At 71.5% G+C, this 25,134-nt stretch carries 26 protein-coding genes; 10 read left to right on the forward strand and 16 right to left on the reverse strand.

The annotated features are described in order from the left end of the window. Positions 1 to 49 precede the first annotated feature (49 nt). The 6 genes from ACIGXJ_RS28945 (at position 50) to ACIGXJ_RS28970 (ending at position 4,602) form a co-directional block, all read left to right on the forward strand. Positions 50 to 1,519 carry an AlkA N-terminal domain-containing protein gene (locus ACIGXJ_RS28945; RefSeq protein WP_399651954.1) on the forward strand — a complete coding sequence of 490 codons (1,470 nt, stop codon included), beginning with the start codon at positions 50 to 52 and terminating at the stop codon, positions 1,517 to 1,519. A 20-nt stretch (positions 1,520 to 1,539) separates the two neighbouring features. Beyond that, the gene (locus ACIGXJ_RS28950; protein ID WP_399651957.1) at positions 1,540 to 2,022 is read left to right on the forward strand and encodes a methylated-DNA--[protein]-cysteine S-methyltransferase; all 483 of its coding nucleotides are present in this window, start codon (positions 1,540 to 1,542) and stop codon (positions 2,020 to 2,022) included. Positions 2,023 to 2,504: 482 nt separating this feature from the next. Next, a complete protein-coding gene (locus ACIGXJ_RS28955) occupies positions 2,505 to 3,137 on the forward strand; it encodes a helix-turn-helix transcriptional regulator (RefSeq protein ID WP_399651292.1) in 633 nt (210 codons plus the stop codon). A gap of 48 nt (positions 3,138 to 3,185) precedes the next feature. Next, positions 3,186 to 3,656, forward strand: a complete 471-nt coding sequence (locus ACIGXJ_RS28960) for a DUF3291 domain-containing protein (protein ID WP_399651295.1) — start codon at positions 3,186 to 3,188, stop codon at positions 3,654 to 3,656. A 152-nt stretch (positions 3,657 to 3,808) separates the two neighbouring features. Next, positions 3,809 to 4,270 carry a DUF6325 family protein gene (locus ACIGXJ_RS28965; RefSeq protein WP_399651298.1) on the forward strand — a complete coding sequence of 154 codons (462 nt, stop codon included), beginning with the start codon at positions 3,809 to 3,811 and terminating at the stop codon, positions 4,268 to 4,270. Between the two features lie 29 nt (positions 4,271 to 4,299). Continuing rightward, the gene (locus tag ACIGXJ_RS28970) at positions 4,300 to 4,602 is read left to right on the forward strand and encodes an SHOCT domain-containing protein (RefSeq protein ID WP_399651960.1); all 303 of its coding nucleotides are present in this window, start codon (positions 4,300 to 4,302) and stop codon (positions 4,600 to 4,602) included. A gap of 22 nt (positions 4,603 to 4,624) precedes the next feature. On the opposite strand, the gene ACIGXJ_RS28975 is transcribed toward ACIGXJ_RS28970, so the two are convergent. Beyond that, the gene (locus ACIGXJ_RS28975; RefSeq protein ID WP_399651300.1) at positions 4,625 to 5,380 is read right to left on the reverse strand and encodes an SIR2 family NAD-dependent protein deacylase; all 756 of its coding nucleotides are present in this window, start codon (positions 5,378 to 5,380) and stop codon (positions 4,625 to 4,627) included. Positions 5,381 to 5,463: 83 nt separating this feature from the next. Between ACIGXJ_RS28975 and ACIGXJ_RS28980 the strand changes: the two genes are divergently transcribed. Next, positions 5,464 to 5,661, forward strand: a complete 198-nt coding sequence (locus ACIGXJ_RS28980; RefSeq protein ID WP_399651304.1) for a type II toxin-antitoxin system VapB family antitoxin — start codon at positions 5,464 to 5,466, stop codon at positions 5,659 to 5,661. Positions 5,662 to 5,664: 3 nt separating this feature from the next. Here the strand turns inward: ACIGXJ_RS28980 and ACIGXJ_RS28985 are convergent, their stop codons facing one another. Next, on the reverse strand, positions 5,665 to 6,156 hold the full coding sequence (locus tag ACIGXJ_RS28985; protein WP_399651307.1) for an NUDIX domain-containing protein: 492 nt from the start codon (positions 6,154 to 6,156) through the stop codon (positions 5,665 to 5,667). Then, the gene (locus ACIGXJ_RS28990; protein ID WP_399651311.1) at positions 6,153 to 7,259 is read right to left on the reverse strand and encodes an ADP-ribosylglycohydrolase family protein; all 1,107 of its coding nucleotides are present in this window, start codon (positions 7,257 to 7,259) and stop codon (positions 6,153 to 6,155) included. Before ACIGXJ_RS28990 ends, ACIGXJ_RS28985 begins: the two co-directional genes overlap by 4 nt. 162 nt (positions 7,260 to 7,421) lie before the next feature. On the opposite strand from ACIGXJ_RS28990, the gene ACIGXJ_RS28995 reads away from it, so the two are divergent. Beyond that, positions 7,422 to 8,558 carry a glycerate kinase gene (locus tag ACIGXJ_RS28995; protein WP_399651963.1) on the forward strand — a complete coding sequence of 379 codons (1,137 nt, stop codon included), beginning with the start codon at positions 7,422 to 7,424 and terminating at the stop codon, positions 8,556 to 8,558. Between the two features lie 134 nt (positions 8,559 to 8,692). On the opposite strand, the gene pssA is transcribed toward ACIGXJ_RS28995, so the two are convergent. The 9 genes from pssA to ACIGXJ_RS29040 all read right to left on the reverse strand — a co-directional run bounded on the left by pssA (position 8,693) and on the right by ACIGXJ_RS29040 (position 19,650). Beyond that, entirely contained in the window at positions 8,693 to 9,508 is an 816-nt protein-coding gene (gene pssA / locus ACIGXJ_RS29000) for a CDP-diacylglycerol--serine O-phosphatidyltransferase (protein ID WP_399651965.1), read from the reverse strand. A gap of 22 nt (positions 9,509 to 9,530) precedes the next feature. After that, positions 9,531 to 10,187 carry a phosphatidylserine decarboxylase gene (locus tag ACIGXJ_RS29005; protein ID WP_399651314.1) on the reverse strand — a complete coding sequence of 219 codons (657 nt, stop codon included), beginning with the start codon at positions 10,185 to 10,187 and terminating at the stop codon, positions 9,531 to 9,533. Positions 10,188 to 10,356: 169 nt separating this feature from the next. After that, positions 10,357 to 11,562: an acyl-CoA dehydrogenase family protein gene (locus ACIGXJ_RS29010; protein WP_399651316.1), complete on the reverse strand. Its 1,206-nt coding sequence runs from the start codon at positions 11,560 to 11,562 to the stop codon at positions 10,357 to 10,359. A 2-nt stretch (positions 11,563 to 11,564) separates the two neighbouring features. Continuing rightward, positions 11,565 to 12,089, reverse strand: coding sequence for a MaoC family dehydratase (locus ACIGXJ_RS29015; protein WP_399651319.1), 525 nt, complete (start codon positions 12,087 to 12,089; stop codon positions 11,565 to 11,567). A 2-nt stretch (positions 12,090 to 12,091) separates the two neighbouring features. After that, positions 12,092 to 13,054 (reverse strand): HpcH/HpaI aldolase/citrate lyase family protein, encoded by a 963-nt coding sequence (locus ACIGXJ_RS29020; protein ID WP_399651322.1) that lies wholly within the window; start codon positions 13,052 to 13,054, stop codon positions 12,092 to 12,094. Continuing rightward, positions 13,051 to 15,099: a protein meaA gene (locus ACIGXJ_RS29025; protein WP_399651324.1), complete on the reverse strand. Its 2,049-nt coding sequence runs from the start codon at positions 15,097 to 15,099 to the stop codon at positions 13,051 to 13,053. Before ACIGXJ_RS29025 ends, ACIGXJ_RS29020 begins: the two co-directional genes overlap by 4 nt. A gap of 17 nt (positions 15,100 to 15,116) precedes the next feature. Next, the gene (ccrA, locus tag ACIGXJ_RS29030) at positions 15,117 to 16,454 is read right to left on the reverse strand and encodes a crotonyl-CoA carboxylase/reductase (RefSeq protein WP_399651968.1); all 1,338 of its coding nucleotides are present in this window, start codon (positions 16,452 to 16,454) and stop codon (positions 15,117 to 15,119) included. Between the two features lie 420 nt (positions 16,455 to 16,874). Beyond that, a complete protein-coding gene (locus tag ACIGXJ_RS29035) occupies positions 16,875 to 17,684 on the reverse strand; it encodes a TetR family transcriptional regulator (protein ID WP_399651326.1) in 810 nt (269 codons plus the stop codon). Between the two features lie 160 nt (positions 17,685 to 17,844). Then, positions 17,845 to 19,650 carry a 3-hydroxyacyl-CoA dehydrogenase family protein gene (locus ACIGXJ_RS29040; RefSeq protein ID WP_399651328.1) on the reverse strand — a complete coding sequence of 602 codons (1,806 nt, stop codon included), beginning with the start codon at positions 19,648 to 19,650 and terminating at the stop codon, positions 17,845 to 17,847. A 378-nt stretch (positions 19,651 to 20,028) separates the two neighbouring features. On the opposite strand from ACIGXJ_RS29040, the gene ACIGXJ_RS29045 reads away from it, so the two are divergent. Continuing rightward, entirely contained in the window at positions 20,029 to 20,610 is a 582-nt protein-coding gene (locus tag ACIGXJ_RS29045; protein ID WP_399651330.1) for an adenylosuccinate lyase, read from the forward strand. 12 nt (positions 20,611 to 20,622) lie between these two features. Here the strand turns inward: ACIGXJ_RS29045 and ACIGXJ_RS29050 are convergent, their stop codons facing one another. From ACIGXJ_RS29050 to ACIGXJ_RS29065, 4 genes are all read right to left on the reverse strand, one after another. Continuing rightward, positions 20,623 to 21,123, reverse strand: coding sequence for a GNAT family N-acetyltransferase (locus ACIGXJ_RS29050; protein ID WP_399651970.1), 501 nt, complete (start codon positions 21,121 to 21,123; stop codon positions 20,623 to 20,625). A 17-nt stretch (positions 21,124 to 21,140) separates the two neighbouring features. Beyond that, positions 21,141 to 21,542: a RidA family protein gene (locus ACIGXJ_RS29055; protein WP_399651333.1), complete on the reverse strand. Its 402-nt coding sequence runs from the start codon at positions 21,540 to 21,542 to the stop codon at positions 21,141 to 21,143. 48 nt (positions 21,543 to 21,590) lie between these two features. Further along, the gene (locus ACIGXJ_RS29060; RefSeq protein WP_399651335.1) at positions 21,591 to 23,150 is read right to left on the reverse strand and encodes an alpha/beta hydrolase; all 1,560 of its coding nucleotides are present in this window, start codon (positions 23,148 to 23,150) and stop codon (positions 21,591 to 21,593) included. Positions 23,151 to 23,322: 172 nt separating this feature from the next. Further along, positions 23,323 to 24,417 carry an Rv2578c family radical SAM protein gene (locus ACIGXJ_RS29065; protein ID WP_399651337.1) on the reverse strand — a complete coding sequence of 365 codons (1,095 nt, stop codon included), beginning with the start codon at positions 24,415 to 24,417 and terminating at the stop codon, positions 23,323 to 23,325. 134 nt (positions 24,418 to 24,551) lie between these two features. On the opposite strand from ACIGXJ_RS29065, the gene ACIGXJ_RS29070 reads away from it, so the two are divergent. Continuing rightward, the gene (locus tag ACIGXJ_RS29070; RefSeq protein ID WP_399651340.1) at positions 24,552 to 24,995 is read left to right on the forward strand and encodes an SRPBCC family protein; all 444 of its coding nucleotides are present in this window, start codon (positions 24,552 to 24,554) and stop codon (positions 24,993 to 24,995) included. Positions 24,996 to 25,134: the final 139 nt, after the last annotated feature.

Here is a 25,134-nt window from a genome sequence, read left to right on the forward strand (position 1 = left end):
GCCAGCCCCTTCGGCGTGCGTACCGGATGCTGGACGCATGCTGAAGGGGATGCACACCGACCGCGACCACTGCGTACGGGCCGTCCAGTCCAAGGACGCGCGGTTCGACGGCTGGTTCTTCACCGCGGTCCTGACCACCCGGATCTACTGCCGGCCCAGCTGCCCGGTGGTGCCGCCCAAGCCCGAGAACATGACCTTCCACCCGAGCGCGGCCGCCTGCCAGCAGGCCGGCTTCCGGGCCTGCAAACGCTGCCGCCCGGACACCAGCCCCGGCTCCCCGGAGTGGAACCGGCGCGCCGACCTCGTGGCCCGCGCCATGCGGCTGATCGCCGACGGCACCGTCGACCGCGAGGGCGTCCCCGGCCTCGCCGCCCGGCTCGGCTACAGCACCCGGCAGATCGAACGCCAGCTGCTCGCCGAGCTGGGCGCGGGCCCGCTCGCCCTCGCCCGCGCCCAGCGCGCGCAGACCGCCCGCCTGCTGATCGAGACGACCACGCTGCCCATGGCGGACATCGCGTTCGCCGCCGGCTTCGCCTCCATCCGCACCTTCAACGACACCGTCCGCGAGGTCTTCGCCCTCACCCCGACCGACCTGCGCGCCCGCGCACCCCGCAACGGCCCGCAGAACACCCCGGGCGTCCTCACCCTGCGGCTGCCGTTCCGCGCCCCCCTCAACCCCGACAACCTCTTCGGGCACCTCGCCGCCACCGCCGTGCCCGGGGTGGAGGAGTGGCGGGACGGCGCCTACCGCCGCACGCTGCGGCTGCCGTACGGGCACGGCGTCGTGGCGCTGCGGCCCCAGCCCGATCACATCGCCTGCCGGCTCACCCTCGGTGACCTGCGGGATCTGCCCGTCGCGATCAGCCGCTGCCGCCGGATGCTCGACCTGGACGCCGACCCGGTCGCCGTCGACGACCAGCTGCGCGCCGACCCGCTGCTCGCGCCGCTGGTGGACAAGGCGCCGGGCCGCCGCGTGCCGCGCACGGTCGACGAGGCCGAGTTCGCGGTCCGGGCCGTGCTGGGGCAGCAGGTCTCCACGGCCGCCGCCCGCACCCACGCCGCCCGTCTGGTCACCGCTTACGGCGACCCGGTCGAGGACGCCGAGGGCGGCCTCACCCACCTCTTCCCGACGCCCGAGGCGCTCGCCGCCGTGGACCCGGAGTCACTGGCGATGCCTCGCGCCCGCCGTACGACGTTCGCCACACTGGTCGGCCAACTCGCTGACGGGTCGCTGCGCTTGGGCGTGGAGAGCGACTGGGCGGAGGCGCGTGCCCGGCTGCTCGCCCTGCCCGGCTTCGGCCCCTGGACCGTCGACGTCATCGCCATGCGCGCCCTCGGCGACCCCGACGCCTTCCTCCCCACCGACCTGGGCATCCGGCGCGCCGCACAGGAACTGGGCCTGCCCTCCACCCCGGCCGCCCTCACCGCCCGCGCGGCCGCCTGGCGCCCCTGGCGCGCCTACGCCGTGCAGTACCTGTGGGCGACGGACAGCCACCCGATCAACTTCCTTCCGGTGTAAGGACGTACGCCATGGATTCGATGAAACGGCACACGGTCGTCGACAGCCCCTACGGCCCGCTCACCCTCGTCGCCGACGACGGCGTCCTGTGCGGCCTCTACATGACCGACCAGCGCCACCGCCCCGACGAGGAGACGTTCGGGCCGCGCGACGACACGCTGTTCGGCGAGGCCGAGAAGCAGCTCAAGGCGTACTTCGAAGGCGAGTTGAAGGAGTTCGGTCTCGAACTGCGGCTGCACGGCACCCCGTTCCAGCGCAGGGTGTGGGACGAGCTCACCCGCATCCCCTACGGCGAGACCCGCACCTACGGCCAACTCGCCGACGCCCTCGGCAACCCCCAGGCCTCCCGCGCGGTCGGCCTCGCCAACGGCAGGAACCCGGTCGGCATCATCGTCCCCTGCCACCGCGTGGTCGGCGCCGACGGCAGCCTCACCGGCTACGGCGGCGGCCTGGACCGCAAGCAGCGGCTGCTGGACTTCGAGCGGGGGGCGGCTCTGTTCTAGCGGAGGGGTGCGCCTCAGATCCTCGCCACCGACACCCCCAGCGCCACGGCGGCAGCCACCCCGTACGCCCACGCCCCCAGCGCCACGGCGGCAGCCACCCCGTACGCCCACGCCCCAGCGCGACGGCCCGCACCCGCCGCTCCTCCGTCCACGGCGCCCGCGCCGACGCCCAGGCCGGCAGCGGCAGTGCGAGCACCCCGTGCATGCTCACCCCGTGCACGGCCTCCGGGAAGCCGCCCTCGGCGTAGGCGGCCTGCTGCCCCGCCGTGTTCGACTCGACGACGCCCCGGGCGATCACGCCGCGCCCGAGGCGAGGGCGATCAGCATGGTCGCCCAGCCGGCGCGCTGCGCCAGGCGCATGCTCGGCGGTGACTGCGGGTTCCCTCCCGTACCGCCGCGTCGTACGGCCGAGGGCACCCGCCCCGCTTCCCGGGCAGTAGCCGACCTTCTTTCTCAAGCCTCGTTGGTCATAGAGTCGAAGGGTGACTGACGAAGACTCCACGTTCGACGTGCTGGGCGTCCTCAGCGACCCCCTGCGCCGCCGGCTCTACCGCTGTGTCGCCGCCGCCCCGGAGGAGGTGGGCCGGGACGCGGCCGCGGAGGCGGCCGGCGTCTCGCGGTCGCTGGCCGCCTTCCACCTGGACAAGCTGGTCGAGGCGGGGCTGCTGGCCGTCTCCTTCCGGCGGCTGTCCGGCCGCACGGGGCCGGGGGCGGGTCGGCCGGCGAAGGTGTACCGGCGTGCCGAGGGGGAGCACGCGGTGTCCGTGCCGCCGCGGTCGTACGACACCGCCGGCCGGCTCCTCGCCGAGGTGCTGGAGAACGCCGGTCTCGACCGGGAGCTGCAGGCCGCGGCGCGGACGGCGGGCGCGGAGCAGTCCGGCGGGCAGGCCGGCGACATGGAGGCGGCGCTGCGCGCCCGCGGCTACGAGCCCTTCTGGGACGGCGGCACGCTGCGGCTGCGCAACTGTCCCTTCCACACGCTGGCCAAGGACTTCCCCGCCCTGATCTGCGGTATGAACCTCGCCCTCATCGAGGGCATGGCGCCCGAGGGGTGGTCCCCGGCGATGGATCCGTGCCCGGGGGGCTGCTGTGTGGCACTGTCCCGGCAAGTCTAAAAACAAAAGTCATTGACTATAGAGTCGGGGCCGGGCCATGCTGGGCCCATGACTGAGCATCACTTGGCCCAGGTCAACATCGGCCGGATCGTCGCCCCGCTGGACAGCCCCGAGCTGGCGGACTTCGTCGCCCAGCTCCCGGAGATCAACGAACTCGCCGACCGCAGCCCCGGATTCGTCTGGCGCATGGTCGACGACGAGGGTGAGGGCGCCACCGGCCTGCGCCCCGACGGCGAGGACGAGCTGCTCCTGATCAACTGCTCCGTCTGGGAGTCGGTGGAGGCGCTGCGCGCGTTCACGTACCACAGCGGCCACCTGCGGGTGCTCGGCCGCCGCCGCGAGTGGTTCCACCGCATGGGCGAGGCCCACCAGGCCCTGTGGTGGGTCCCGGCAGGGCATCGCCCCGCGGTCGCCGAGGCGATGGAACGCGTCGCCCTGGTCCGCGAACACGGCCCCACGCCCGAGGCGTTCACCTTCCACAAGCCGTTCCCGGTCCCGGCCGTGACGGCACCGGCCTGAGGCGGCGGTCCCGGCCGGCCGCGGCCGCATGACATGCGCCCCCCGCACCGCGGTGATGCAATGGGGGTGACCCGGCACCGCCGACCACGAGCCCGTGCGGTGCCCCGCGGCCTCGGGCCGACCGCTCCCGAGGAGTGGCCAGAGGAGTGACCATGAGCGACGACGTGGAAGAAATGGGCCCCGTCGACTACCTGGTCGTCGAGTTCCCCGGAAACCGGATGACGGGCGAGGGGCTTCCGCTGCTCGTGGATCTCGTCGATCGCGGCATCATCCGCGTCCTCGACCTGCTCTTCGTCCGCAGGGACGAGGACGGCACGGTCTCCGCACTGGAGCTGAAGGACCTGGGCGACGAGACGGACCTCTCCGTCTTCGAGGGAGCCTCGTCCGGCCTCATGGGCCAGGACGACGTGGACGAGGCGGCGGCCGTGCTCCAGCCGGGCAACTCCGCGGCACTCCTCGTCTACGAGAACCTCTGGGCGGCACCCCTGGCCCGGGCACTGCGCCGCGGGGGCGCCCAGATGGTGGCGAGCGGCCGTATCCCGGTGCAGGCACTGCTGGCGGCTCTGGACGCCCTGGAGGACACACCGCCCGGCGCCGGCCCGGCGGCCGCCTGACCGCACACCCCCGGTGGGAGATGAGTGACATGCCCGGACTGCTGCGCGGCGTCGCGCGCACCGCCGTCATCTCGGGCACCGCGACAGCGGTGTCCAACCGAGTGTCACGGCGCCAGGCCGGCCGCTGGGCCCGGCAGAGCTACGAAGAGCAACAGGCGTACGAGCGGCCGGCGTACGAGCAGCCGCCCGCCGCACCGCGACCGGAGGGGACGGCCCCGCCGGACGACATGGCGACCCGGATCGCCCAGCTCAAGGAACTCGGCGAACTGAAGGCGCAGGGCGTCCTCACCGAAGCGGAGTTCGAGGAGCAGAAGCGCCGCGTCCTGGGCTGACCGGCGCGACACCCCAACGGCCTTACGGCCCCTGAGGCCCCTGAGGCGTCGCCTCGGCGCCCAGCGCGCGCAGCAGGCGCGGCAGGGCCGTGCCGATCGGCTCGCGTACGACCTCGTCGGCCAGGTCGTCGTACGGCGTCGGGTCGGCGTTGACGATGACCAGGCGGGCCCCGTGGTCGGCGGCCACGCCGGCGAGACCGGCGGCGGGCTGGACCTGGAGGCTGGTGCCGACGGCGATGAAGACCTGGCACGCCTTGGTGATGGCGAGGGCCTCACCGAGGACGACGGGGTCGAGGCGCTCGCCGAACATGACCGTCGCGGACTTGAGGATGCCCCCGCACAGCAGGCACGCCGGGTCCGCCTCACCGGCCTCGACCCGGGCCAGGGCGTCCTCCATCGGGCCGCGCGCGTGGCACGACGTACACACGACACTGCGGGCGCTGCCGTGCAGTTCGAGGACCTTGCGCGCGGGCATCCCGGCGAGCTGGTGCAGCCCGTCCACGTTCTGCGTGATCACCCGCACCGGCACCCCGGCCCGCTCCAGCTCGGCCACCGCCCGGTGCGCGGCGTTCGGCTCGGCCCGGAGCGTCCGGTTCCGCCGCCGCATCTGCCACGACCTGCGCCGGATCTCGGGGTCGCCCATGTAGTACTCGTACGTCACGAGCTTCTCGGCCTCGGGATCCTTGCGCCACAGGCCGTTCGGCCCGCGGTAGTCGGGGATGCCGGAGTCCGTGCTGATACCGGCGCCGCTGAGGATCGCGACGAGGGGCTTGGTCATGTGACCGAGGGTAGGGCGGGCCGCCGGAGCACGGCGAGCGGATATCCCTGTCGCGCCGGGGCGGCGGCTGCTAGCGTCCCCGCATGGCCAAGGTCAATGTGTCGCTGGACGCCGAGCTCGTCGTGGAAGTCATGGTGCTGTCCGGAGTGGGCAGTCCGCAGGACGCGGTCGAGCTCGTCGTACGCGACTACATCCAGCGCGGGCACCGTACCGAGGCCCGGGTCGTCGAGCGGGACGAGGTGCTGCACGACCGGGACGCCCGGCCGCGCGAGGAAGGCTGACGGTCAGGCGACCGGGCGGCCGTTCTCCAGCTCGACCGTGCCGGAGCCGCTGTCCAGGACGTCCAGGGCGGCCAGCACGCGCGGGCCGAGGCTGCCCAGCAGATGGCCGAGGACGTCCTCGCGGGGGACCAGGCGCCAGGACAGCAGCTCCTCCTCCTGGAGCCGGATGGCCTTCAGGTCGTCCTCGTCGAGCACGCCACCGTCGTAGAGGTACGCCACCAGCGGCGGCCGGTCCGGGGCGCTCGACCAGTCCACGGCGAGCAGCCGGCCGAGTTCGCGGTCCAGGCCGATCTCCTCCAGCGTCTCCCGCCGGGCACCCGCACGCGGGGTCTCCCCGGCGTCGGACTCGACCGTGCCGCCGGGCAGGGCCCAGCCCTCGCGGTAGTTCGGCTCGACGAGCAGGACACGGCCCTCGGCGTCGCGGAACAGGGCGGCGGCCCCGGCCAGGACCTTGGGCAGGCCCGCGATGTACGCGGCGAAGTCAGCAGTGGTCATCCAGGAAGGGTAACCAGCGCCTCCCCGCGCTGGTCGCCGCTCTCGGCCAGGCGCAGGGTGCGCGCCGCCAGCTCACTGATGCGTACGCCGTCGGACCCGAACACCGCACTGCGTACGGTGTCCTCCAGCGGGTCCTTCCAGTGCGCCGGGATCGCCCGTGCGCCGGTCAGTACGCCTGCCACCGAGCCGGCCGTCGCGCCGTTGGAGTCGGTGTCCAGCCCGCCCCGCACCGTGAGGGCGATGGTCCGGGTGAAGTCGCCCGCGCCGTACAGGAGCCCCGCGGTGATCACGGCCGCGTTCGGCACCGCGTGGATCCAGCCCAGCCCCGCCGTCTCCTCGGTGAGCGTGGCCAGGGTCTCCTCCCAGGACAGGCCGCTCTCGTGCAGCGAGGCCACCCGGCGTACGGTCCGCGCGAGCCGGCTGCCGCCGGGGATCACGGCGAGGCCCTCGTCGACGGCGTCCCGCACGGTCGGCGCGGTGAACGCCGCCGAGATCAGGGCGGCCGCCCACATGGCGCCGTAGACGCCGTTGCCGGAGTGCGACAGCACCGCGTCCCGGCGGGCCAGCGAGGCCGCCCGGCGCGGCAGGCCCGGGCAGGTCCAGCCGTAGACGTCGGCGCGGATCAGGGCGCCGATCCACTCCTGGTAGGGGTTGTCGAAGGTGGCGGTCAGCGGCGGCCTGAGCCCGTTCGCCAGGTTGCGGTACGCCACCCGCTCCGCCGTGAACGTCTGCAGATACGGCAGCGACAGCAGCCACAGGTCGCCGACCTGCTCGGTGCTGAAGCCGAAACCGTGCCGCTCCAGCAGGTGCAGGCCGAGGATCGCGTAGTCCACGTCGTCGTCGCGGCAGCTGCCGTGGACACGGCCGCGGACGCACTCCCGCCACTCCGGGCGCAGCGCCAGCGTGTCGGTCTCCGACACGGGCTCCGGCAGATAGTCGGTGAGCGGGAGCGCACCGGCCTCGCGGAGATAGCGGTCGATGCGGGCGCGGGTCCACACCTCGCCCTGCTCGACCGGCTTGCCCAGCATGTTGCCCGCGATCCGGCCCAGCCAGCCTCCGAGGATGCGGTCGGCGAGCGTCGCGGCGGTGCCAGAAGCGGTCATGGGGCAACATCTACCCCGTTCCGGCGGTGCTCGCGCGGGTTCCACCCTCTGGGAAGGGGCATGACGGCGGCCGGGGCTTGCGGTTATGGTCACAGCGGCGCGACTGCCTTGACGTGCGCAAGGCTCGGAGAGCAAGGGGATTGCAAGGTGGCTGACGCTGCACTGGAGGGCACCCGCAGGGTGCTCGTGGCCGCGGACAAGTTCAAGGGGTCGCTGACGGCCGTGCAGGTCGCCGAGCGGGTGACCGCCGGACTGCGGCGGGTCGTGCCCGGCCTGGAGGTCGAGGCGCTGCCGGTGGCCGACGGCGGCGACGGGACGGTGGCCGCGGCGGTCGCGGCCGGGTTCGAGCGTCGTGTCGTACGGGTCTCGGGGCCGCTCGGCGACGAGGTGACGGCCGCGTTCGCGCTGCGCGAGGGCACCGCCGTGGTGGAGATGGCCGAGGCGAGCGGGTTGCAGCGGCTGCCGGAGGGTGTCTTCGCGCCGCTCACGGCGTCCACGTACGGCTCCGGGGAGCTGCTGCGGGCCGCGCTGGACGCGGGGGCCCGCACGATCGTGTTCGGGGTCGGCGGCAGCGCGACCACCGACGGCGGGGCCGGGATGCTGGCCGCGCTGGGCGCGCGTTTCCTGGACGCCTCCGGTGAGCCGGTGCCGCCGGGCGGCGGGGGTCTCGCCTCGCTGGCCTCCGCCGATCTGTCCGGGCTCGACCCGCGGCTGGACGGGGTGGAGCTGGTGCTCGCCAGCGACGTCGACAATCCGCTGACCGGGCCCAAGGGCGCGCCCGCGGTGTACGGACCACAGAAGGGGGCCTCGCCGCAGGACGTGGCCACGCTGGACGCGGCCCTCGCTCACTTCGCCGAGGTGCTGGAGGGGGCGGTGGGCACTGAGGCCGCCGAGTTCGCGCAGGCCCCGGGGGCGGGTGCCGCGGGCGGCGTCGGCTACGGCGCCATGCTCGTCGGCGCGCGGTTCCGGCCCGGGATCGAGGTCATGCTGGACGTGCTGGGCTTCGCGCCGGCGCTGGAGCGGGCGACCCTGGTCATCACCGGGGAGGGCTCGCTGGACGAGCAGACCCTGCACGGCAAGGCGCCCGCGGGTGTGGCCGCCGCCGCACGGGCCGCCGACAAGGAGGTCGTCGCGGTGTGCGGGCGCCTCGCCCTCGCCCCGGAGGCCCTGGGCCGCGCCGGCATCCGCAGGGCCTACCCCCTCACCGAGGTCGAGCCGGACGTGGCCAAGTGCATCGCCGAGGCCGGCCCGATCCTGGAAACCGTCGCCGAGTCCATCGCTCGGGACTTCCTCGCCTGAGGCCATGTCCAGGCGCCGGAGCCGAACACCAGGGGGCTCCGCCCACCGGGCGCGCTGAGGCGCCGCAACACGAAGGGGCCCGAGCTTGAGATCAAGCTCGGGCCCCTTCGGCGTCGTACAGCCGGTCCGCGGGACTACGGCAGCTGGGCCGCCCGTGCCTCGCGGCGGTTGTCGCGGAAGTTGTTCACCCGGCGGGCCGTGGCGAACAGGGGGATGACCGCGCCCATGACGAGCTGCAGGGCGCAGCCGGTCTGGAGGAGGAGCTGACCGCTCGGGGCGTCGAAGGCCCAGGCGGTGAGCAGGCCCATGCTCAGGACGATCCAGGCGAGCATCGCCACCGCGAGGCGGCCCCGCGGCTTGGGGTACTCCACGCGGCTCACCATCAGCCAGGCGGTGCCCAGGATCGCCAGGAGCGTCGCCACGAAGGGCAGCTCCAGCAGGACGATCGAGACGACCGTCAGCGCGCCGAAGGGGGAGGGCATGCCCTGGAACATGCCGTCCTTCATGGTCACGCAGGAGAATCTCGCCAGGCGCAGCACCACCGCCAGCAGGACCACGATCGCGCCGACAGCCGCCACCCGCTGGTGGGCGTCGTCGGCGACCATGCCGTAGACCAGGACGAAGTACGCCGGGGCCAGACCGAAGCTGATCAGGTCCGACAGGTTGTCCAGCTCGGCGCCCATGGGGGAGGAGCGCAGCTTGCGCGCCACCAGGCCGTCGAACAGGTCGAAGACCGCCGCGCAGAGCATCAGGATGACCGCCGTGGCCGCGCTGTGGCGGGCCATGCCGGTCTCCTGGCTGCCGGTGAGGTGCGGGATCAGGATGCCGGTGGTGGTGAAGTACACCGCCATGAAGCCGCACGTGGCGTTGCCCAGGGTGAGCGTGTCCGCTATCGAGAGGCGGAGCGAGAGAGGCATCTCCTCCTCGTCCGCCTCCTCGGCCTCGGGCACCCACCCGGTCTGGGTCTCCGGGTCAATCACGGTCAATGCGAGTCACCCCAGCCACGGTCTTCTGACCGACCTCCACCGCGACCTCGACGCCCTCCGGGAGGTACAGGTCGACGCGCGAGCCGAAGCGGATCAGACCGATGCGGTCGCCCTGCTCGACCTTCGTGCCCTCAGGGATGTAGGGGACGATACGGCGGGCCACCGCGCCGGCGATCTGGATCATCTCGATGTCGCCGAGCTCGGTGTCGAAGTGCCAGACGACCCGCTCGTTGTTCTCGCTCTCCTTGTTGAAAGCGGGAACGAAGCCGCCCGGGATGTGCTCGACCGACGTCACGGTGCCCGCGAGGGGGGCGCGGTTGACGTGGACGTTGAGCGGGCTCATGAAGATCGCGACACGGGTCCGCCCGTCCTTCCACGGCATGATGCTCTGCACCACACCGTCGGCGGGGGAGATGACCCGGCCCGTAGCGATCTCACGCTCGGGGTCGCGGAAGAACCACAGCATGCCCGCCGCGAGAGCGGTGGCGGGCACGGCGACGGCCTTGGCGGCGCCGGAGCGGCGCGCCCGGGCCAGGCTGAGTGCTGCGGTGGCGACGGTCGGGAGAAGCCACGGCGATGCTCCGCGCGCGAGGCGTACGCCGACTCGGCTGTCGCGTGGTGCAGAGGTTTGGCTGTGGGGCATGGATGACCTTCGTAGCGGATGATGCCGCGCATGAGGGGGGACGGCGGCTTTCCGGCGATCGTAGCGGTTAAGAGCCGCAACTGGGTAAGCCAGGAAGCCGAGTCGGCGGCCGAAGGGTAATGACGGGGTGTGATCTTCTTCGCGAAGAAAACACCCCGTATCCGGACAATCAGCCCTGGAATCGATACTCTTCGAGCAGCCTGCGGCCGATGATCATTTTCTGGATCTCGGCGGTACCTTCACCGATGAGCAGCATCGGGGCCTCACGGTAGAGGCGCTCGATCTCGTACTCCTTGGAGAAGCCGTAGCCGCCGTGGATCCGGAAGGCGTCCTCGACGACCTCCTTGCAGTACTCGGAGGCGAGGTACTTCGCCATCCCTGCTTCGAGGTCGTTTCGCTCCCCGGAGTCCTTTTTGCGCGCTGCGTTCACCATCATCGCATGCGCGGCCTCGACCTTGGTAGCCATCTCGGCCAGCTTGAACTGGATCGCCTGGTGCTGGGCGATCGGCTTGCCGAAAGTGTGACGCTGCTGGGCGTAGCGGACACCGAGCTCGAAGGCACGCTGGGCGACGCCGCAGCCACGGGCCGCGACATTGACGCGGCCGACCTCGACCCCGTCCATCATTTGGTAAAAACCTCGTCCGGTGACCCCGCCGAGCACCCGATCGGCCGGAATCCGCAGGTTGTCCATGATGAGCTCGGTGGTGTCGACACCCTTGTAGCCCATCTTGTCGATCTTGCCGGGGATGGTCAGGCCCGGACGGACCTCACCGAAGCCCGGCTCCTTCTCCACGAGGAAGGTCGTCATCGACTTGTGGGGGGCCGTGCCCTCGGGGTGTCCTTCGTCACTTCGGACCAGAACGGCCACCAGGGACGACGTGCCGCCGTTCGTCAGCCACATCTTCTGGCCGTTGAGGACGTACTCGTCGCCGTCCTTGACCGCCTTGGAGGTGATGGCCGACACATCGGAGCCGAGCGCCGGCTCGGACATCGAGAAGGCGCCGCGGATGTCGCCGGCCGCCATCCGGGGCAGGAAGTGGTCCTTCTGCTCCTGCGTGCCGTGCTGCTTGAGCATGTACGCCACGATGAAGTGCGTGTTGATGATGCCGGACACCGACATCCAGCCGCGGGCGATCTCCTCCACGCACAGGGCGTAGGTCAGGAGCGACTCGCCCAGGCCCCCGTACTCCTCGGGGATCATCAGGCCGAAGAGGCCGAGTTCCTTCAGCCCGTCGACGATCGCTTGCGGGTACTCGTCGCGGTGCTCCAGCTCGGTGGCGACCGGGATGATCTCCTTGTCCACGAAGTCGCGGACCGTGGCGAGGATCTCCTGCTGGACGTCGGTCAGACCGGCGGTCTGGGCGAGACGGGCCATCGTTACTTCTCCGACTTTTCCGAAGGGGCGTTCAGCTCGGGGCGGCCCGGCTGCTCGCCGCCGCGCTCCTTGATGTACGTCTCGGTGGGCACCATCACCTTGCGGCGGAAGACGCACACCAGCGTGCCGTCCTGCTTGTAGCCCTTGGTCTCGACGTAGACGATGCCGCGGTCGTCCTTCGACTTCGACGGCCACTTGTCGAGCACGGTCGTCTGGCCGTAGATCGTGTCGCCGTGGAAGGTCGGCGCCACGTGCTTGAGCGACTCGATCTCCAGGTTGGCGATCGCCTTGCCGGAGATGTCCGGCACGCTCATGCCGAGCAGCAGGGAGTAGATGTAGTTCCCGACCACCACGTTCTTGCCGAAGTCCGTCGTCTTCTCGGCGTAGTTCGTGTCCATGTGGAGCGGGTGGTGGTTCATGGTGAGGAGACAGAACAGGTGGTCGTCGTACTCCGTGACCGTCTTGCCCGGCCAGTGCTTGTACGTCGCCCCGACCTCGAACTCCTCGTAGGTGCGTCCGAACTGCATGCTCACGCCTCCGGGATCTCGAACTTGCTGGTGCGCTGCATGCCGGCGGCGCGTCCCTTGCCGGAGATGACCAGGGCCATCTTGCGGCTGGCCTCGTCGATCATCTCGTCGCCGAGCATCGCGGAGCCCTTCTTGCCGCCCGCCTCGGACGTGTAGTAGTCGTAGGCGTCCAGGATCAGCTCGGCGTGGTCGAAGTCCTCCTGCGAGGGCGAGAAGATCTCGTTGGACGCCTCGACCTGGCCCGGGTGCAGCACCCACTTGCCGTCGAAGCCGAGCGCGGCGGCGCGCTGCGCGACCTCGCGGTAGCCCTCGACGTTGCGGATCTGCAGGTAGGGACCGTCGATCGCCTGGAGGTTGTTGGCGCGGGCGGCCATCAGGATCTTCATCAGGATGTAGTGGTAGGCGTCCGCCGGGTAGCCGGGCGGCTGCTCACCCACGACGAGCGACTTCATGTTGATGGACGCCATGAAGTCGGCCGGGCCGAAGATGATCGTCTCGACGCGCTGGGAGGCCTGCGCGATCTCGTTGACGTTGTTCAGGCCCTGCGCGTTCTCGATCTGCGCCTCGATGCCGATCTTGCCGACCTCGAAGCCCATCGTCTTCTCGATCTGCGTCAGCAGCAGGTCCAGCGCGACGATCTGCTGGGCGTCCTGCACCTTCGGCAGCATGATGCAGTCGAGGTTCTGGCCGGCGCCCTCGACGACCGTGACGACGTCGCGGTACGTCCACTCGGTCGTCCAGTCGTTGACGCGGACCACGCGCGTCTTGCCCGTCCAGTCGCCCTCGTTGAGGAACTTCACGATGGTGTGCCGCGCCTCGGGCTTGGCCAGCGGGGCGCAGGCGTCCTCCAGGTCGAGGAAGACCTGGTCGGCGGGGAGGCCCTGGGCCTTCTCCAGGAAGCGCGGGTTCGAGCCCGGCACGGCCAGGCAGGAGCGCCGCGGGCGAAGGCGGTTGACGGTCGTCATGCGGGGACCTCCAGAGGGTCGAGCTTGTTCGCTTTCCGGATCTCGTCGACGATGCGGCCGATGATCCCGGTGATGTCGAAGTCCTTCGGGGTGAAGACGGCGGCCACTCCGGCTTCCTTCAGCTGCTCGGCGTCACCGTTCGGGATGATGCCACCTGCGATCACCGGTATATCTGTGGCACCGGCCACACGCAGGCGCTCCAGGACGTCCGGCACCAGCTGCGCGTGCGAGCCCGACAGGATCGACAGGCCGACCGCGTGCACGTCCTCGGCGAGGGCCGCGTCCACGATCTGCTCCGGGGTGAGCCGGATGCCCTGGTAGACCACCTCGAAGCCGGCGTCCCGCGCCCGCACCGCGATCTGCTCGGCGCCGTTGGAGTGCCCGTCCAGGCCCGGCTTGCCGACCAGGAAGCGCAGCTTGCCCACGCCCATGTCCTGGGCCGTCAGCTCCACCTTGCGGCGCACCTCGGCGAGCGCCGAGCCCGCCTCGGCCGGGATGGCGACCGGCGCGGAGGACACGCCCGTCGGGGCGCGGAACTCGCCGAACACCTCGCGCAGGGCCCCGGCCCACTCGCCGGTGGTGACACCGGCGCGGGCGCACTCCAGGGTGGCCTCCATGAGGTTGGCGGTGCCCTTCGCGGCCTCCTTCAGCCTCTCCAGCGCCTTGCACGGGCGCGGGTGGTTGAAGGGCGGCTGGTAACGGGTGTCCCGCCAGTGCTGGAGCGAGGCGATGACCTGGGCCTCGACCGCCGGGTCGACCGTCTGGATCGCGGTGTCCAGGTCGGCGGTCAGCGGGTTCGGCTCGGTCCCCTCGAAGATGTTGACGCCGACGATCTTCTCCTGGCCGGACTCGATCCGCGCCCGGCGCTCGGCGTGCGAGGAGACGAGCTGCGACTTCAGGTAGCCGGACTCGACGGCGGCCATCGCGCCGCCCATCTCCTGGATCCGCTCGATCTCGGCGAGTGAGTCCTCCACGAGCTGGGAGACCTTCGCCTCGACGACCTTCGAGCCCTCGAAGATGTCGTCGTACTCCAGCAGGTCGCTCTCGTACGCCAGCACCTGCTGGATGCGCAGGCTCCACTGCTGGTCCCAGGGCCGGGGCAGGCCCAGCGCCTCGTTCCAGGCCGGCAGCTGCACGGCACGCGCGCGGGCGTCCTTGGAGAGGGTGACCGCCAGCATCTCGAGGACGATCCGCTGGACGTTGTTCTCCGGCTGCGCCTCGGTCAGGCCGAGGGAGTTGACCTGGACGCCGTAGCGGAAGCGGCGCTGCTTGGGGTCCTCGATGCCGTACCGCTCGCGCGTGACCTTGTCCCAGATCCGCCCGAACGCCCGCATCTTGCACATCTCCTCGACGAAGCGGACACCCGCGTTCACGAAGAAGGAGATACGGGCCACGACGTCCCCGAACTTCTCGGCGGGGACCTGCCCGGAGTCGCGTACGGCGTCGAGAACCGCGATCGCGGTGGACATCGCGTACGCGATCTCCTGGACCGGCGTGGCGCCCGCCTCCTGCAGGTGGTAGCTGCAGATGTTGATCGGGTTCCACTTCGGGATGTGGGAGACCGTGTAGGCGATCATGTCCGTCGTCAGCCGGAGTGAGGGCCCCGGCGGGAAGACATGGGTGCCCCGCGAGAGGTACTCCTTGACGATGTCGTTCTGGGTCGTGCCCTGGAGCTTGGTGATGTCCGCGCCCTGCTCCTCGGCGACGACCTGGTAGAGCGCCAGCAGCCACATGGCGGTGGCGTTGATCGTCATCGAGGTGTTCATCTGCTCCAGGGGGATGTCCTGGAACAGCCGGCGCATGTCACCGAGGTGCGCCACCGGCACTCCGACCCGGCCGACCTCGCCGCGGGCGAGGATGTGGTCGGAGTCGTAGCCGGTCTGGGTCGGCAGGTCGAAGGCGACCGACAGACCCGTCTGGCCCTTGGCGAGGTTGCGCCGGTACAGCTCGTTGGACGCCTCGGCCGTGGAGTGACCGGCGTACGTGCGCATGAGCCACGGCCGGTCCTTCTCCCGCCTGCCTTCGGCGGGCTGACGCTCAGTCATCTATGACCCCGGGTGTCTCAGATGTTGCGGAAGCGGTTGATGGCGTCGATGTGCTGGGCGCGCATCTCCTCGTCGCGCACGCCGAGACCCTCCTCGGGGGCCAGGCACAGCACGCCGACCTTGCCCTGGTGGAGGTTGCGGTGCACGTCGTAGGCCGCCTGTCCGGTCTCCTCCAGGGAGTACGTCTTCGACAGCGTCGGGTGGATCTTGCCCTTGGCGATCAGCCGGTTGGCCTCGTACGCCTCGCGGTAGTTGGCGAAGTGCGAGCCGATGATCCGCTTCAGCGACATCCACAGGTAGCGGTTGTCGTACTCGTGCATGTAGCCCGAGGTCGAGGCGCAGGTGGTGATGGTGCCGCCCTTGCGGGTGACGTAGACCGAGGCGCCGAAGGTCTCGCGGCCGGGGTGCTCGAAGACGATGTCGATGTCCTCGCCGCCGGTGAGCTCGCGGATGCGCTTGCCGAAGCGCTTCCACTCCTTGGGGTCCTGGGTGTGCTCGTCCTTCCAGAACTTGTAGCCCTCGGCGTTGCGGTCGATGATCGCCGTGGCGCCCATCTTCCGGCAGATCTCGGCCTTCTCCGGCGAGGAGACGACACAGACCGGGTTGGCGCCGCCGGCCAGGGCGAACTGGGTGGCGTAACTGCCGAGTCCGCCGCTCGCGCCCCAGATCAGGACGTTGTCGCCCTGCTTCATCGCCGCGCCGTTGCGGGAGACCAGCTGGCGGTAGGCGGTGGAGTTGACCAGGCCCGGCGCCGCGGCCTCCTCCCAGGTGAGGTGCTTCGGCTTCGGCATCAGCTGGTTCGTCTTGACCAGCGCGATCTCGGCGAGGCCGCCGAAGTTGGTCTCGAAGCCCCAGATGCGCTGCTCGGGGTCGAGCATGGTGTCGTCGTGGCCGTCGGGGGACTCCAGTTCGACGCTCAGGCAGTGCGCGACGACCTCGTCGCCCGGGTTCCAGGCGTTGACGCCCGGACCGGTGCGCAGGACGACGCCCGCGAGGTCGGAGCCGATGATGTGGTACGGCAGGTCGTGGCGCTTGGTGAGCGGGGAGAGCCTGCCGTAGCGCTCCAGGAACGAGAACGTGGACACCGGCTCGAAGATCGAGGTCCACACCGAGTTGTAGTTCACCGAGGAGGCCATGACGGCCACCAGGGCCTCGCCCGGGCCGAGTTCCGGCACCGGGACGTCGTCCAGGTGGATCGACTTGCGCGGGTCCTTGTCACGGGTCTCGAGGCCCGCGAACATCTCGACCTCGTCCTTGTGGACGGTGATCGCCCGGTACGACTCGGGGAGCTGCAGGTTGGCGAAGTCGGCCGAGGTGGAGTCGGGCGACTGGATCGCGGCGAGGATGTCGTTCACGGTCACGGTGTTGCCTCCGGCGGTGAGCGCCCTGAGGGAGGGGCGCCGATGGGTACGTCGGTGCTGCTGAGGGTGGTTTCTTGCGGGTGCCGTCGGTTCGGCGGGTGGTGCTTCGTTCGGCAGCGCTTTGTGGCGCGGGAGGTTGCCTGTGACGCAGGCGTCCGGGCGGTCGGGCCTGTGGCGGCTCGCTGGGACAGCTGCCCGGACGTCTTCAACGTATGACACCGCGTGTCAGGTGACAAGGCACTGAGTGCCAGATGTTCGTCTCAGATGAAATCTTTACGTAACACATGAGCGATGATCGATCGAACGCCTTGGGGAGGCCCCCGCAAAAGGGCCCCCGACATGCCAAAACGGCCACCCTCGCGGGTGGCCGTCGTCACAGCTGAGAGGTAGGTCTCAGCGCCCTCCGGGCGGCGCTCAGCGCTCCTTGAGCGCCTGCTCGATGGTGCGCATCACCTCGTCCAGCGGGGCGTCGGTGCGGGCGACCGTGACCAGGACCTCGCCCTGGGTGGAGGTCGTCGCCGCCGTCGGCTGGGGCGGGGTGGTGCGGCCCGCCATGATGCCGGAGCCGAAGGTCTTGCGGACGATCGCGAAGGCGTGGTCGAGCTGCGCCTCCACATCGCCCTGGCCGCCGGCCCTGAGCCAGCGGCGCAGCACGTGGTTGTGGGCGGTGACCACGGCGGACGCCGCGACCTCCGCGAGCAGCGGGTCGTCGTTGGCGTCGTCGTCGTGCGCGTGCTCGTCGAAGTGGCCGAGGAGGTAGCGGGTGAAGAGGCGCTCGTAGCGGGCCACCGACGCGATCTCCGCCTCGCGCAGGGTGGGCACCTCGCGCGTGAGCTTGTAGCGGGCGACCGAGATCTCCGGCCGGGCCGCGTACATCCGCATGACCTCCTTGATCCCACGGCACACCGTGTCGAGCGGGTGCTCATGGGCGGGGGCGGCGTTCAGCACGGCCTCCGCGCGGACCAGGGTGTCGTCGTGGTCCGGGAAGATGGCCTCTTCCTTGGAGCGGAAGTGGCGGAAGAAGGTGCGGCGGGCGACGCCGGCCGCCGCCGCGATCTCGTCGACGGTGGTCGCCTCGTACCCCTTGGTCGCGAACAGCTCCATCGCCGCGGCCGCCAGTTCCCGGCGCATCTTGAGCCGCTGGGCCGCCGCGCGGGAACCTGCGGCACTCTCCGGCGCGTCGGGTGTGGCTGGTGTACGTGAGGACTTGGCGGGCTGGGACATGACCCGAACGTACTGCATGTGCGCAGCTCGGTGCGCATGCACGGGGGTTTCCCCGCCCGGGGAGGGCGGGGGAGCGGCGGACCGGTCGGGCTGCCCGGCCGTGGCCGGATCCAGCAGCCCGCCCCAGTCCTCCCCGGTCCGCAGCCAGTCGCCGGCCCGGTCAGCGCCGGGCATATTCGCGGAAACCGCGGCCCGTCTTGCGGCCGAGGCAGCCCGCGGCCACCAGGTGCTCGAGCAGCGGCGCGGGGGCGAGTCCCGGCTCGCGGAACTCGCGGTGCAGGACCTGCTCGATGGCGAGGGAGACGTCGAGCCCGACCACGTCCAGCAGCTCGAACGGGCCCATCGGGTAGCCGCCGCCCAGCTTCATCGCGGCGTCGATGTCGTCCAGGGAGGCGTAGTGGTCCTGGACCATCTTGATCGCGTTGTTCAGGTACGGGAAGAGCAGGGCGTTCACGATGAAACCGGCCCGGTCGCCGCAGTCGACGGCGTGCTTGCGGATCTTGGCGCACACCGCGCGGACCGTGGCGTGGACGTCGTCCGCGGTGAGCACCGTGCGGACGACCTCGACCAGCTTCATGGCCGGCGCCGGGTTGAAGAAGTGCATGCCGATCACGTCCTGCGGACGCGAGGTCGCGCGGGCGCAGGCGACGACCGGCAGCGAGGAGGTGGTGGTCGCCAGGATCGCGCCCGGCTTGCACACCTTGTCCAGCGTCGCGAACAGCTGCCGCTTGATCTCCAGGTCCTCCGCGACCGCCTCGACGGCCAGGTCGACCTCGGCGAACGCGTCGTAGGAGCCGGCCGGGGTGATCCGTTCCAGGGTCTCGGCGGCCGCCTCCGCGGTCATCCGGCCCTTGTCGACCGAGCGGGCCAGCGACTTGCCGATCCGCGCCTTGGCCGTCTCGGCCTTCTCCGCGCTGCGGGCGGCCAGCACGACCGTGTAGCCGGCCTTGGCGAAGACCTCGGCGATGCCGGAGGCCATGGTGCCCGAGCCCGCGACACCGACCGAGGAGACGGGACGGCCCCCGGCGAGGCCGCCGCCCTCCGGCGGGGTCAGCGTGTCCGGGACCACGGTCGCGCTGCCCGGCGCCTCGTAGCTGTAGAAGCCCCGGCCCGCCTTACGGCCCGTCAGCCCGGCCTCGCTGAGCTGCTTGAGGATGGGCGCGGGGGCGTGCAGCCGGTCCTGCGACTCGGCGTACATGGCCTCCAGGACCGTACGCGCGGTGTCGATGCCGATCAGGTCCAGCAGCGCGAGCGGGCCCATCGGCAGGCCGCAGCCCAGCCGCATCGCGGCGTCGATGTCCTCGCGGGAGGCGTACTTCGCCTCGTACATCGCGGCGGCCTGGTTGAGGTAGCCGAACAGCAGGCCGTCGGCGACGAAGCCGGGCCGGTCACCGACCGCGACGGGCTCCTTGCCCAGGTCCAGGGCGAGGTCGGTGACGGCGCTGACCGCGGCCGGGGCGGTGAGCACCGAGGAGACCACCTCGACCAGCTTCATCGCCGGCGCCGGGTTGAAGAAGTGCAGGCCCAGCACCCGCTCGGGCCGCGCCGAGTCGGCGGCGAGCCGGGTCACCGACAGCGCGTTGGTGCCGGTCGCCAGGATCGTCTCGGGCCGGACGATGCCGTCCAGCTCGCGGAAGATCTGGTGCTTGACCTCGTAGGACTCCGGCGCCACCTCGATCACCAGGTCGGCGTCGGCAGCGGCCCGCAGATCGGTTGAAGTGCGCAGCCGGGCGAGGGTCCCCGCGCGCTCCTCCTCGGTCAGCCGGCCGCGCTGAACGGCGCGGGCGGTGGAGGCATCCAGGGCGGCGGCACAACTCGCGGCCTGGGCCTCGCTGATGTCGATGCCGACGACCTGGCGGCCGGCCCGGGCGAGGACCTCGGCGATGCCGGTGCCCATCGTGCCGAGGCCGACGACGGCGATCGTCTGGAGCGGGGACGGAGGGGTGTCGGACAGGGGAGCAGCCATCGCGGGACTCCAGGAATGAGGGTGACGACGGGAAGCGCGCCCGGGTGCGCCGAAGGGCGCACCGGGTGCGTGGAGAAAACGCGGGTGTGATGACCGGGCTGCGAGCGCACACGCCCGGTGCCGAGCCCACGGGCGCGCACACGCCCGGACTGCGGCTGATCCGACCGGCCCTGTCCCATGGCCAGGTCGCACTGCGGTACCTTCGGGCACCGAACCGACTGCTGCACTCACGACGGTTGCGTCACCAAACCGTCGTGAGGAGTTCCGCGAGTGGGTGACTCGCTCGTCTGAGCTTAACCCGCGGGTAACGAGCGCGCCAGCCCCCGGAGTTTGTGATGTAGGTCCCCTTGCGCGGGCATCGCCCCTACCCTCGGGCTCATGGACGAAGCGTTGCGATCGCTCACCGAGCGCTTACGGAAGGAGTCCGGGGACACCCCGGCCTTCGCACACCTGGCGGCGACCGAGGACACGGACGAGCTGGCGCAGGTGCTCACCGCCCCCGGGCAGCCGCTGTGGGCGCGGGAGCTGGCCGCGTTCCGGCTGGGCCTGGCCGGCGACCGGCGGGCCTTCGAGGCGCTCGTCCTGCTGCTCAACCACCGCGACCCCGAGCGCTGCGCCTCCGCCGCCCACGCCCTCGCCCGCCTCGGCGACCCGCGCACGGCCCGCGCGGCGGCCGCCCTCGCCACCAACGAACTGCGCGTCGCCTACGCCCTGCACCCGGTGCGGCTGCTGGTCGAGCTGCGCGCCCCGGAGGCCGTGCCCGCGCTCATCACCACCCTGGAGCGGCGCCTGCGCCCGCACGACCCCTACCGGCGGGTGGCCCTCGCCTGCGTGGAGGGGCTCGGCGCGCTGGGCGACACGCGCGCCAGGACCGTACTCAACGAGGCGCTCGCCCACCCGGCGCTGGCGGAGGCCGCCGTGCACGCGCTGGCCCGACTCCCCGGACAGCGCCGGGGCTGAACGGCGCGTCGCCTAGGCGGCGAGGTCCTTGGCGTAGCGCACCTCCGGCACCGGCACTCCGGCCACCTCGTACGGCTCCTCGGTGCCGTCCGCGCGGAAGCCGGCCCGCTCGTAGAAGCGCCGCGCGCGGGCGTTGCCCTTCAGCACCCACAGCAGCATCCGCGGGCGGCCGGCGGACGTGCAGCGGGCCACGGACTCCGCGAGGAGCGCCTGCCCGACGCCGCCGCCGCAGTGCGCGGGGTCGACGTAGATCGCGTACAACTCGGCGTCCGCGGTGCGCACCTCACCGTCCCGGTACGGACCGTGGCAGGCCCACCCGACGACCTCGCCGTCCCGCTCGGCCACCAGGTCCAGGGTGCTGCCGTCGGCTGCCGCGAACCGGGTGCGGTGGCGGGCGGCGTCCTCGGTGACGCTCAGCCCGTCGAGGTGGGACTGCGGCATCAGGTCCCGGTAGGCGGAGCGCCAGCCGCCGACGCGGATCTCGGCCACGCGGCCGCAGTCGGCGAGCGTCATCGGGCGGACCAGGACGCTCACTCGGCCACCACCGCGAACGCCTCGATCTCCATCAGGTACTCCGGCGCCACCAGCGCGGCCACCTGCACGGCGGAGGCGGCGGGGAGCCGGTCGTCCGGGACGTACGCCCTGCGGGCCGCGCGGATCGCGGGCATATGGGCCATGTCCGTGACGAAGAAGGTGAGCTTCACGACGTCGTCGAAGGTCGCGCCGGCGGCGGCGAGGCAGCGCCGGAGGTTCTCGAACACCTGCCGCGCCTGCGCCTCGGGGTCGCCCGGGCCGACCAGCGTGCCGTTCTCGTCGAGCGGCAGCTGGCCGGCCACGGCCACGAAACGCCCCGTGCCCGTCACCACATGCGTGTACGCGGCCGCCGGGGCGACACCGTCGGGGGCGGGGATCCTGACGATCGGCTCACTCATGGGCTCATGGGACCACACGGGCCAGGGCGCCCGCCCCCGGTTATGGGCTCAGCCGCGGAAGCCCAGCAGCCTGTGCAGGGTCGTGCCCCGGGACGGGCCGGACCTGGCGGCCAGCGGCTTCGGGGCCGGCTGGGCCTTGCACACCGCGTCCACCTCGCCCGCGCCGCGCGGGACCGTGCCGTCGGTGAGGTAGGCGGCCAGGTGCCTGTCCAGGCAGGCGTTGCCGCTCAGGGTGATGCCGTGGTTGCCGCCGCCCTCCTCGACGACCAGGCTGGAGCCGTACAGCATGCGGTGCACGAGGACGCCGCCCCGGTACGGGGTGGCCGCGTCGTCGGTCGCCTGGAACAGCAGCACCGGCGGCAGATCGCCGTTGGCGATGTTCCTCGGCAGCCGCGACCCGGTCGGCCAGAACGCGCACGGCGCGTTGTACCAGGCGTTGTTCCAGGTCATGAAGGGCGCCTTCTCGTACGCGGCCCAGTTGTCCGCGCGCCAGGTCTCCCAGTCCCGCGGCCAGCCGGCGTCCCGGCACTGCACCGCGGTGTAGACGCTGTAGCCGTTCTCCCCGGCGGCGTCGACCGCGCCGAACGTCTCGTACGCCTCCACCAGCGGGTCCGCGTCCCTGTCGGTGACGTACGCGGCGAACGCCTCGGCGAGGTAGGGCCAGTAGCCGTCGTAGTAGCCGCCCGGCATGAAGGTGTCCTCCAGCTCGGAGGGGCCCACCTTGCGGCCCGCGGGCTTCTTCGCCAGCGCCGCGCGCATCGCGTACCACTTGGTCTCGACCCGGGCCGGGTCCGTGCCCAGCCGGTACGTCTTGTCGTGCTGGGCGACCCACGACATGAAGGCCCGGTGGCGGTCGTTGAAGGCGTGGTCCTGGGTGAGATTGTCCTCGTACCAGACGCCGGTCGGGTCGACGACCGAGTCCAGCACGAAACGGCGCACCCGGTGCGGGTAGAGCTTGCCGTAGACCGCGCCGAGGTAGGTGCCGTACGAGTAGCCGAAGTAGTTCAGATTCCCCGCGCCGAGCGCCTCGCGGATGCGGTCCATGTCCCGTACCGCCGAGACCGTGTCGATGTACGGCAGCACGTCCGCGTACTTCTTGCCGCAGGCGTCGGCGAAGGCCTTGGCGCGGACCAGGTTGGCCCGCTCGATCTGCGGGGTGACGGGCACCGAGTCGGGGCGTACGGGCTTGAAGTGGCCGGGCCGGCAGTTCAGCGCGGGCGTGCTCCTGCCGACGCCGCGCGGGTCGAAGCCGATCACGTCGTACTGGGCGGCCACCGCCTCGGGCAGGCTCGTGGCGACGAACCCGGCGAGGGTCCGGCCGCTGCCCCCCGGGCCGCCGGGATTGACCAGCAGCGGCCCCTGGAACTTCTTCGCGCTGTGCGGGACGCGGGTCAGCGCGAGCGTGATCTGCCGCCCCGCGGGGTTCGCGTGGTCCAGCGGCACCTTCAGGGACGCGCACTGCAGCGTCGGGTGGCCGGTGGTGCCGCACTTGGTCCAGGCGAGCTTCGGGGCCGCGGTGTGCGGGCCGCTCGCCTCGGCGGGGACGGCGGTGAACGACCCGGCCAGGACGGCGGCGGCACCGCACAGCACGGCTGCGCGTTTCTTCATGGAGGAGTCCTCCCAGGACGGAGGGTGAGCCGGACCGCGAGGGCCGCGGTCCTCGCCGCATCGTCCCGGAAAGGGCGCCTGTAAGAACCTGTTCTGGTCGTACTTGACCCGATCGGGTCGCTACTTGCGCTCGGATGCGCTCATATCGGGGTGAGTTGCTTTCGTCGCGGGGTCATATCAGGGTCAGCTGGGTGGGACCGGACACCGCCTGCGGAGCGGACACCGCCTGCGGAGCGGACGCCGCCTGCGGACCCGGCTCCGTCTCCGTGGCGGGCGCGGGCTCCCGGATGCGGCGCGGCATGCCGGGGCGGGCGGGGCCGATGCCGTACTCCTGGGCGAGTTCGTGCACCTGACGGGTGATCCGGCGCTGGTACCACTTGGGTGCGTAGGCGCCGTCGGCGTACAGCCGCTCGTAGCGGCGCACGAGATGCGGGTGGTGCTGCCCCAGCCAGGCCATGAACCACTCCCGGGCGCCGGGCCGCAGATGCAGCACCAGCGGGGTGACCGAGGTCGCCCCGGCGGCCGCGATCGCCCGGACGGTCGCCCGCAGTTGGGCCGGGTGGTCGCCGAGGAAGGGGATCACCGGCGCCATCAGCACCCCGCAGCCGATGCCGTGCTCACCCAGGGTCCGTACGACGTCCAGGCGGCGCTCCGGCGCGGGGGTGCCCGGCTCGACCGTGCGCCACAGCTCGTGGTCGGTGAAGCCGACCGAGACGGAGATGCCGACGTCGGTGACCTCGGCCGCCCGGGTCAGCAGGTCGAGGTCGCGCAGGATCAGGGTGCCCTTGGTGAGGATCGAGAACGGGTTCGCCCGGTCGCTCAGGGCCGCGATGATGCCCGGCATCAGCCGGTAGCGGCCCTCGGCGCGCTGGTAGCAGTCGACGTTCGTGCCCATCGCCACGTGCTCGCCCTGCCAGCGCGGGGAGGCCAGCTGGCGGCGCAGCAGCTCGGGGGCGTTGACCTTGACCACGATCTGGGTGTCGAAGCCGATGCCGGTGTCCAGGTCCAGATAGCTGTGGGTCCTGCGGGCGAAGCAGTAGACGCACGCGTGCGTGCAGCCCCGGTAGGGGTTCACCGTCCATTCGAACGGCATGCGGGAGGCGCCCGGCACCCGGTTCAGGATCGAGCGGGCCCGCACCTCGTGGAAGGTGATCCCGCGGAACTCGGGCGTGTCGAACGTCCGGGTCGTGACCGCGTCCGCGCCGAACAGCGCGGCGTCGGCCGCCCGGCCGTGCTCGCCGGACTGCGTGAGATTGTCCCAGCGCATGACGCCTCCTCGGTAGTACTCCCCTCACAATAGAACACGTGTTCCCATGATCGTGCGACCTCGATTTGGGCGGCCGGGCGCCCGGGTGGTTGGCTTGCCCCGTCCGGCGAGAACCGAAGGTCCTGGAGGAAGCAATGGCGCAGGTAGAGGCCACTACGGAGCGGGTCGTCGCGGCGGACCCGGAGACGGTGTTCGACACCCTCGCCGACTACAGCGGCACCCGCGCCAAGCTCCTGTCCGAGCACTTCAGCGAGTACGAGGTGCGCGAGGGCGGCGACGGCGAGGGCACCCTCGTCCACTGGAGGCTCCAGGCCACCAGCAAGCGGGTGCGCGACTGCCTGCTGGAGGTCACCGAGCCCACCGACGGCGAGCTGGTCGAGAAGGACCGCAACTCCTCCATGGTCACCGTCTGGCGCGTCACGCCGGCCGGCGAGGGCAGGTCCCGTGTCGTCGTCACCACCACCTGGACCGGGGCGAGCGGCATCGGCGGCTTCTTCGAGCGCACCTTCGCCCCCAAGGGCCTCGGCCGCATCTACGACGAGGTCCTCGCGAAGCTCGCCGCCGAGGTCGAGAAGTAAGTCCCGCGATCCGCTGGGGCGTTGCCCCCATCACCGGTTCGAGTGGATTCGCATCTCGACCGGGTCGGCGCCGTAACTCGTCGCACTTGCTCGGAGTTGTCGCATTACGCGGGAATTGTGTGGCAGGTGTGACGAGGGG

This window comes from Streptomyces sp. NPDC053367 (genome assembly GCF_044545925.1).
In the GTDB taxonomy this organism is placed as follows: domain Bacteria; phylum Actinomycetota; class Actinomycetes; order Streptomycetales; family Streptomycetaceae; genus Streptomyces.

Coding starts and splice junctions, on each gene's coding strand:
- ACIGXJ_RS28945 (WP_399651954.1), top strand. CDS start 50: ATGCACACCGACCGCGACCACTGCGTACGGGCCGTCCAGTCCAAGGAC.
- ACIGXJ_RS28950 (WP_399651957.1), top strand. CDS start 1,540: ATGAAACGGCACACGGTCGTCGACAGCCCCTACGGCCCGCTCACCCTC.
- ACIGXJ_RS28960 (WP_399651295.1), top strand. CDS start 3,186: ATGACTGAGCATCACTTGGCCCAGGTCAACATCGGCCGGATCGTCGCC.
- ACIGXJ_RS28965 (WP_399651298.1), top strand. CDS start 3,809: ATGAGCGACGACGTGGAAGAAATGGGCCCCGTCGACTACCTGGTCGTC.
- ACIGXJ_RS28970 (WP_399651960.1), top strand. CDS start 4,300: ATGCCCGGACTGCTGCGCGGCGTCGCGCGCACCGCCGTCATCTCGGGC.
- ACIGXJ_RS28975 (WP_399651300.1), bottom strand. CDS start 5,380: ATGACCAAGCCCCTCGTCGCGATCCTCAGCGGCGCCGGTATCAGCACG.
- ACIGXJ_RS28980 (WP_399651304.1), top strand. CDS start 5,464: ATGGCCAAGGTCAATGTGTCGCTGGACGCCGAGCTCGTCGTGGAAGTC.
- ACIGXJ_RS28985 (WP_399651307.1), bottom strand. CDS start 6,156: ATGACCACTGCTGACTTCGCCGCGTACATCGCGGGCCTGCCCAAGGTC.
- ACIGXJ_RS28990 (WP_399651311.1), bottom strand. CDS start 7,259: ATGACCGCTTCTGGCACCGCCGCGACGCTCGCCGACCGCATCCTCGGA.
- ACIGXJ_RS29005 (WP_399651314.1), bottom strand. CDS start 10,187: ATGCCCCACAGCCAAACCTCTGCACCACGCGACAGCCGAGTCGGCGTA.
- ACIGXJ_RS29010 (WP_399651316.1), bottom strand. CDS start 11,562: ATGGCCCGTCTCGCCCAGACCGCCGGTCTGACCGACGTCCAGCAGGAG.
- ACIGXJ_RS29015 (WP_399651319.1), bottom strand. CDS start 12,089: ATGCAGTTCGGACGCACCTACGAGGAGTTCGAGGTCGGGGCGACGTAC.
- ACIGXJ_RS29020 (WP_399651322.1), bottom strand. CDS start 13,054: ATGACGACCGTCAACCGCCTTCGCCCGCGGCGCTCCTGCCTGGCCGTG.
- ACIGXJ_RS29025 (WP_399651324.1), bottom strand. CDS start 15,099: ATGACTGAGCGTCAGCCCGCCGAAGGCAGGCGGGAGAAGGACCGGCCG.
- ACIGXJ_RS29035 (WP_399651326.1), bottom strand. CDS start 17,684: ATGTCCCAGCCCGCCAAGTCCTCACGTACACCAGCCACACCCGACGCG.
- ACIGXJ_RS29040 (WP_399651328.1), bottom strand. CDS start 19,650: ATGGCTGCTCCCCTGTCCGACACCCCTCCGTCCCCGCTCCAGACGATC.
- ACIGXJ_RS29045 (WP_399651330.1), top strand. CDS start 20,029: ATGGACGAAGCGTTGCGATCGCTCACCGAGCGCTTACGGAAGGAGTCC.
- ACIGXJ_RS29050 (WP_399651970.1), bottom strand. CDS start 21,123: ATGACGCTCGCCGACTGCGGCCGCGTGGCCGAGATCCGCGTCGGCGGC.
- ACIGXJ_RS29055 (WP_399651333.1), bottom strand. CDS start 21,542: ATGAGTGAGCCGATCGTCAGGATCCCCGCCCCCGACGGTGTCGCCCCG.
- ACIGXJ_RS29060 (WP_399651335.1), bottom strand. CDS start 23,150: ATGAAGAAACGCGCAGCCGTGCTGTGCGGTGCCGCCGCCGTCCTGGCC.
- ACIGXJ_RS29065 (WP_399651337.1), bottom strand. CDS start 24,417: ATGCGCTGGGACAATCTCACGCAGTCCGGCGAGCACGGCCGGGCGGCC.
- ACIGXJ_RS29070 (WP_399651340.1), top strand. CDS start 24,552: ATGGCGCAGGTAGAGGCCACTACGGAGCGGGTCGTCGCGGCGGACCCG.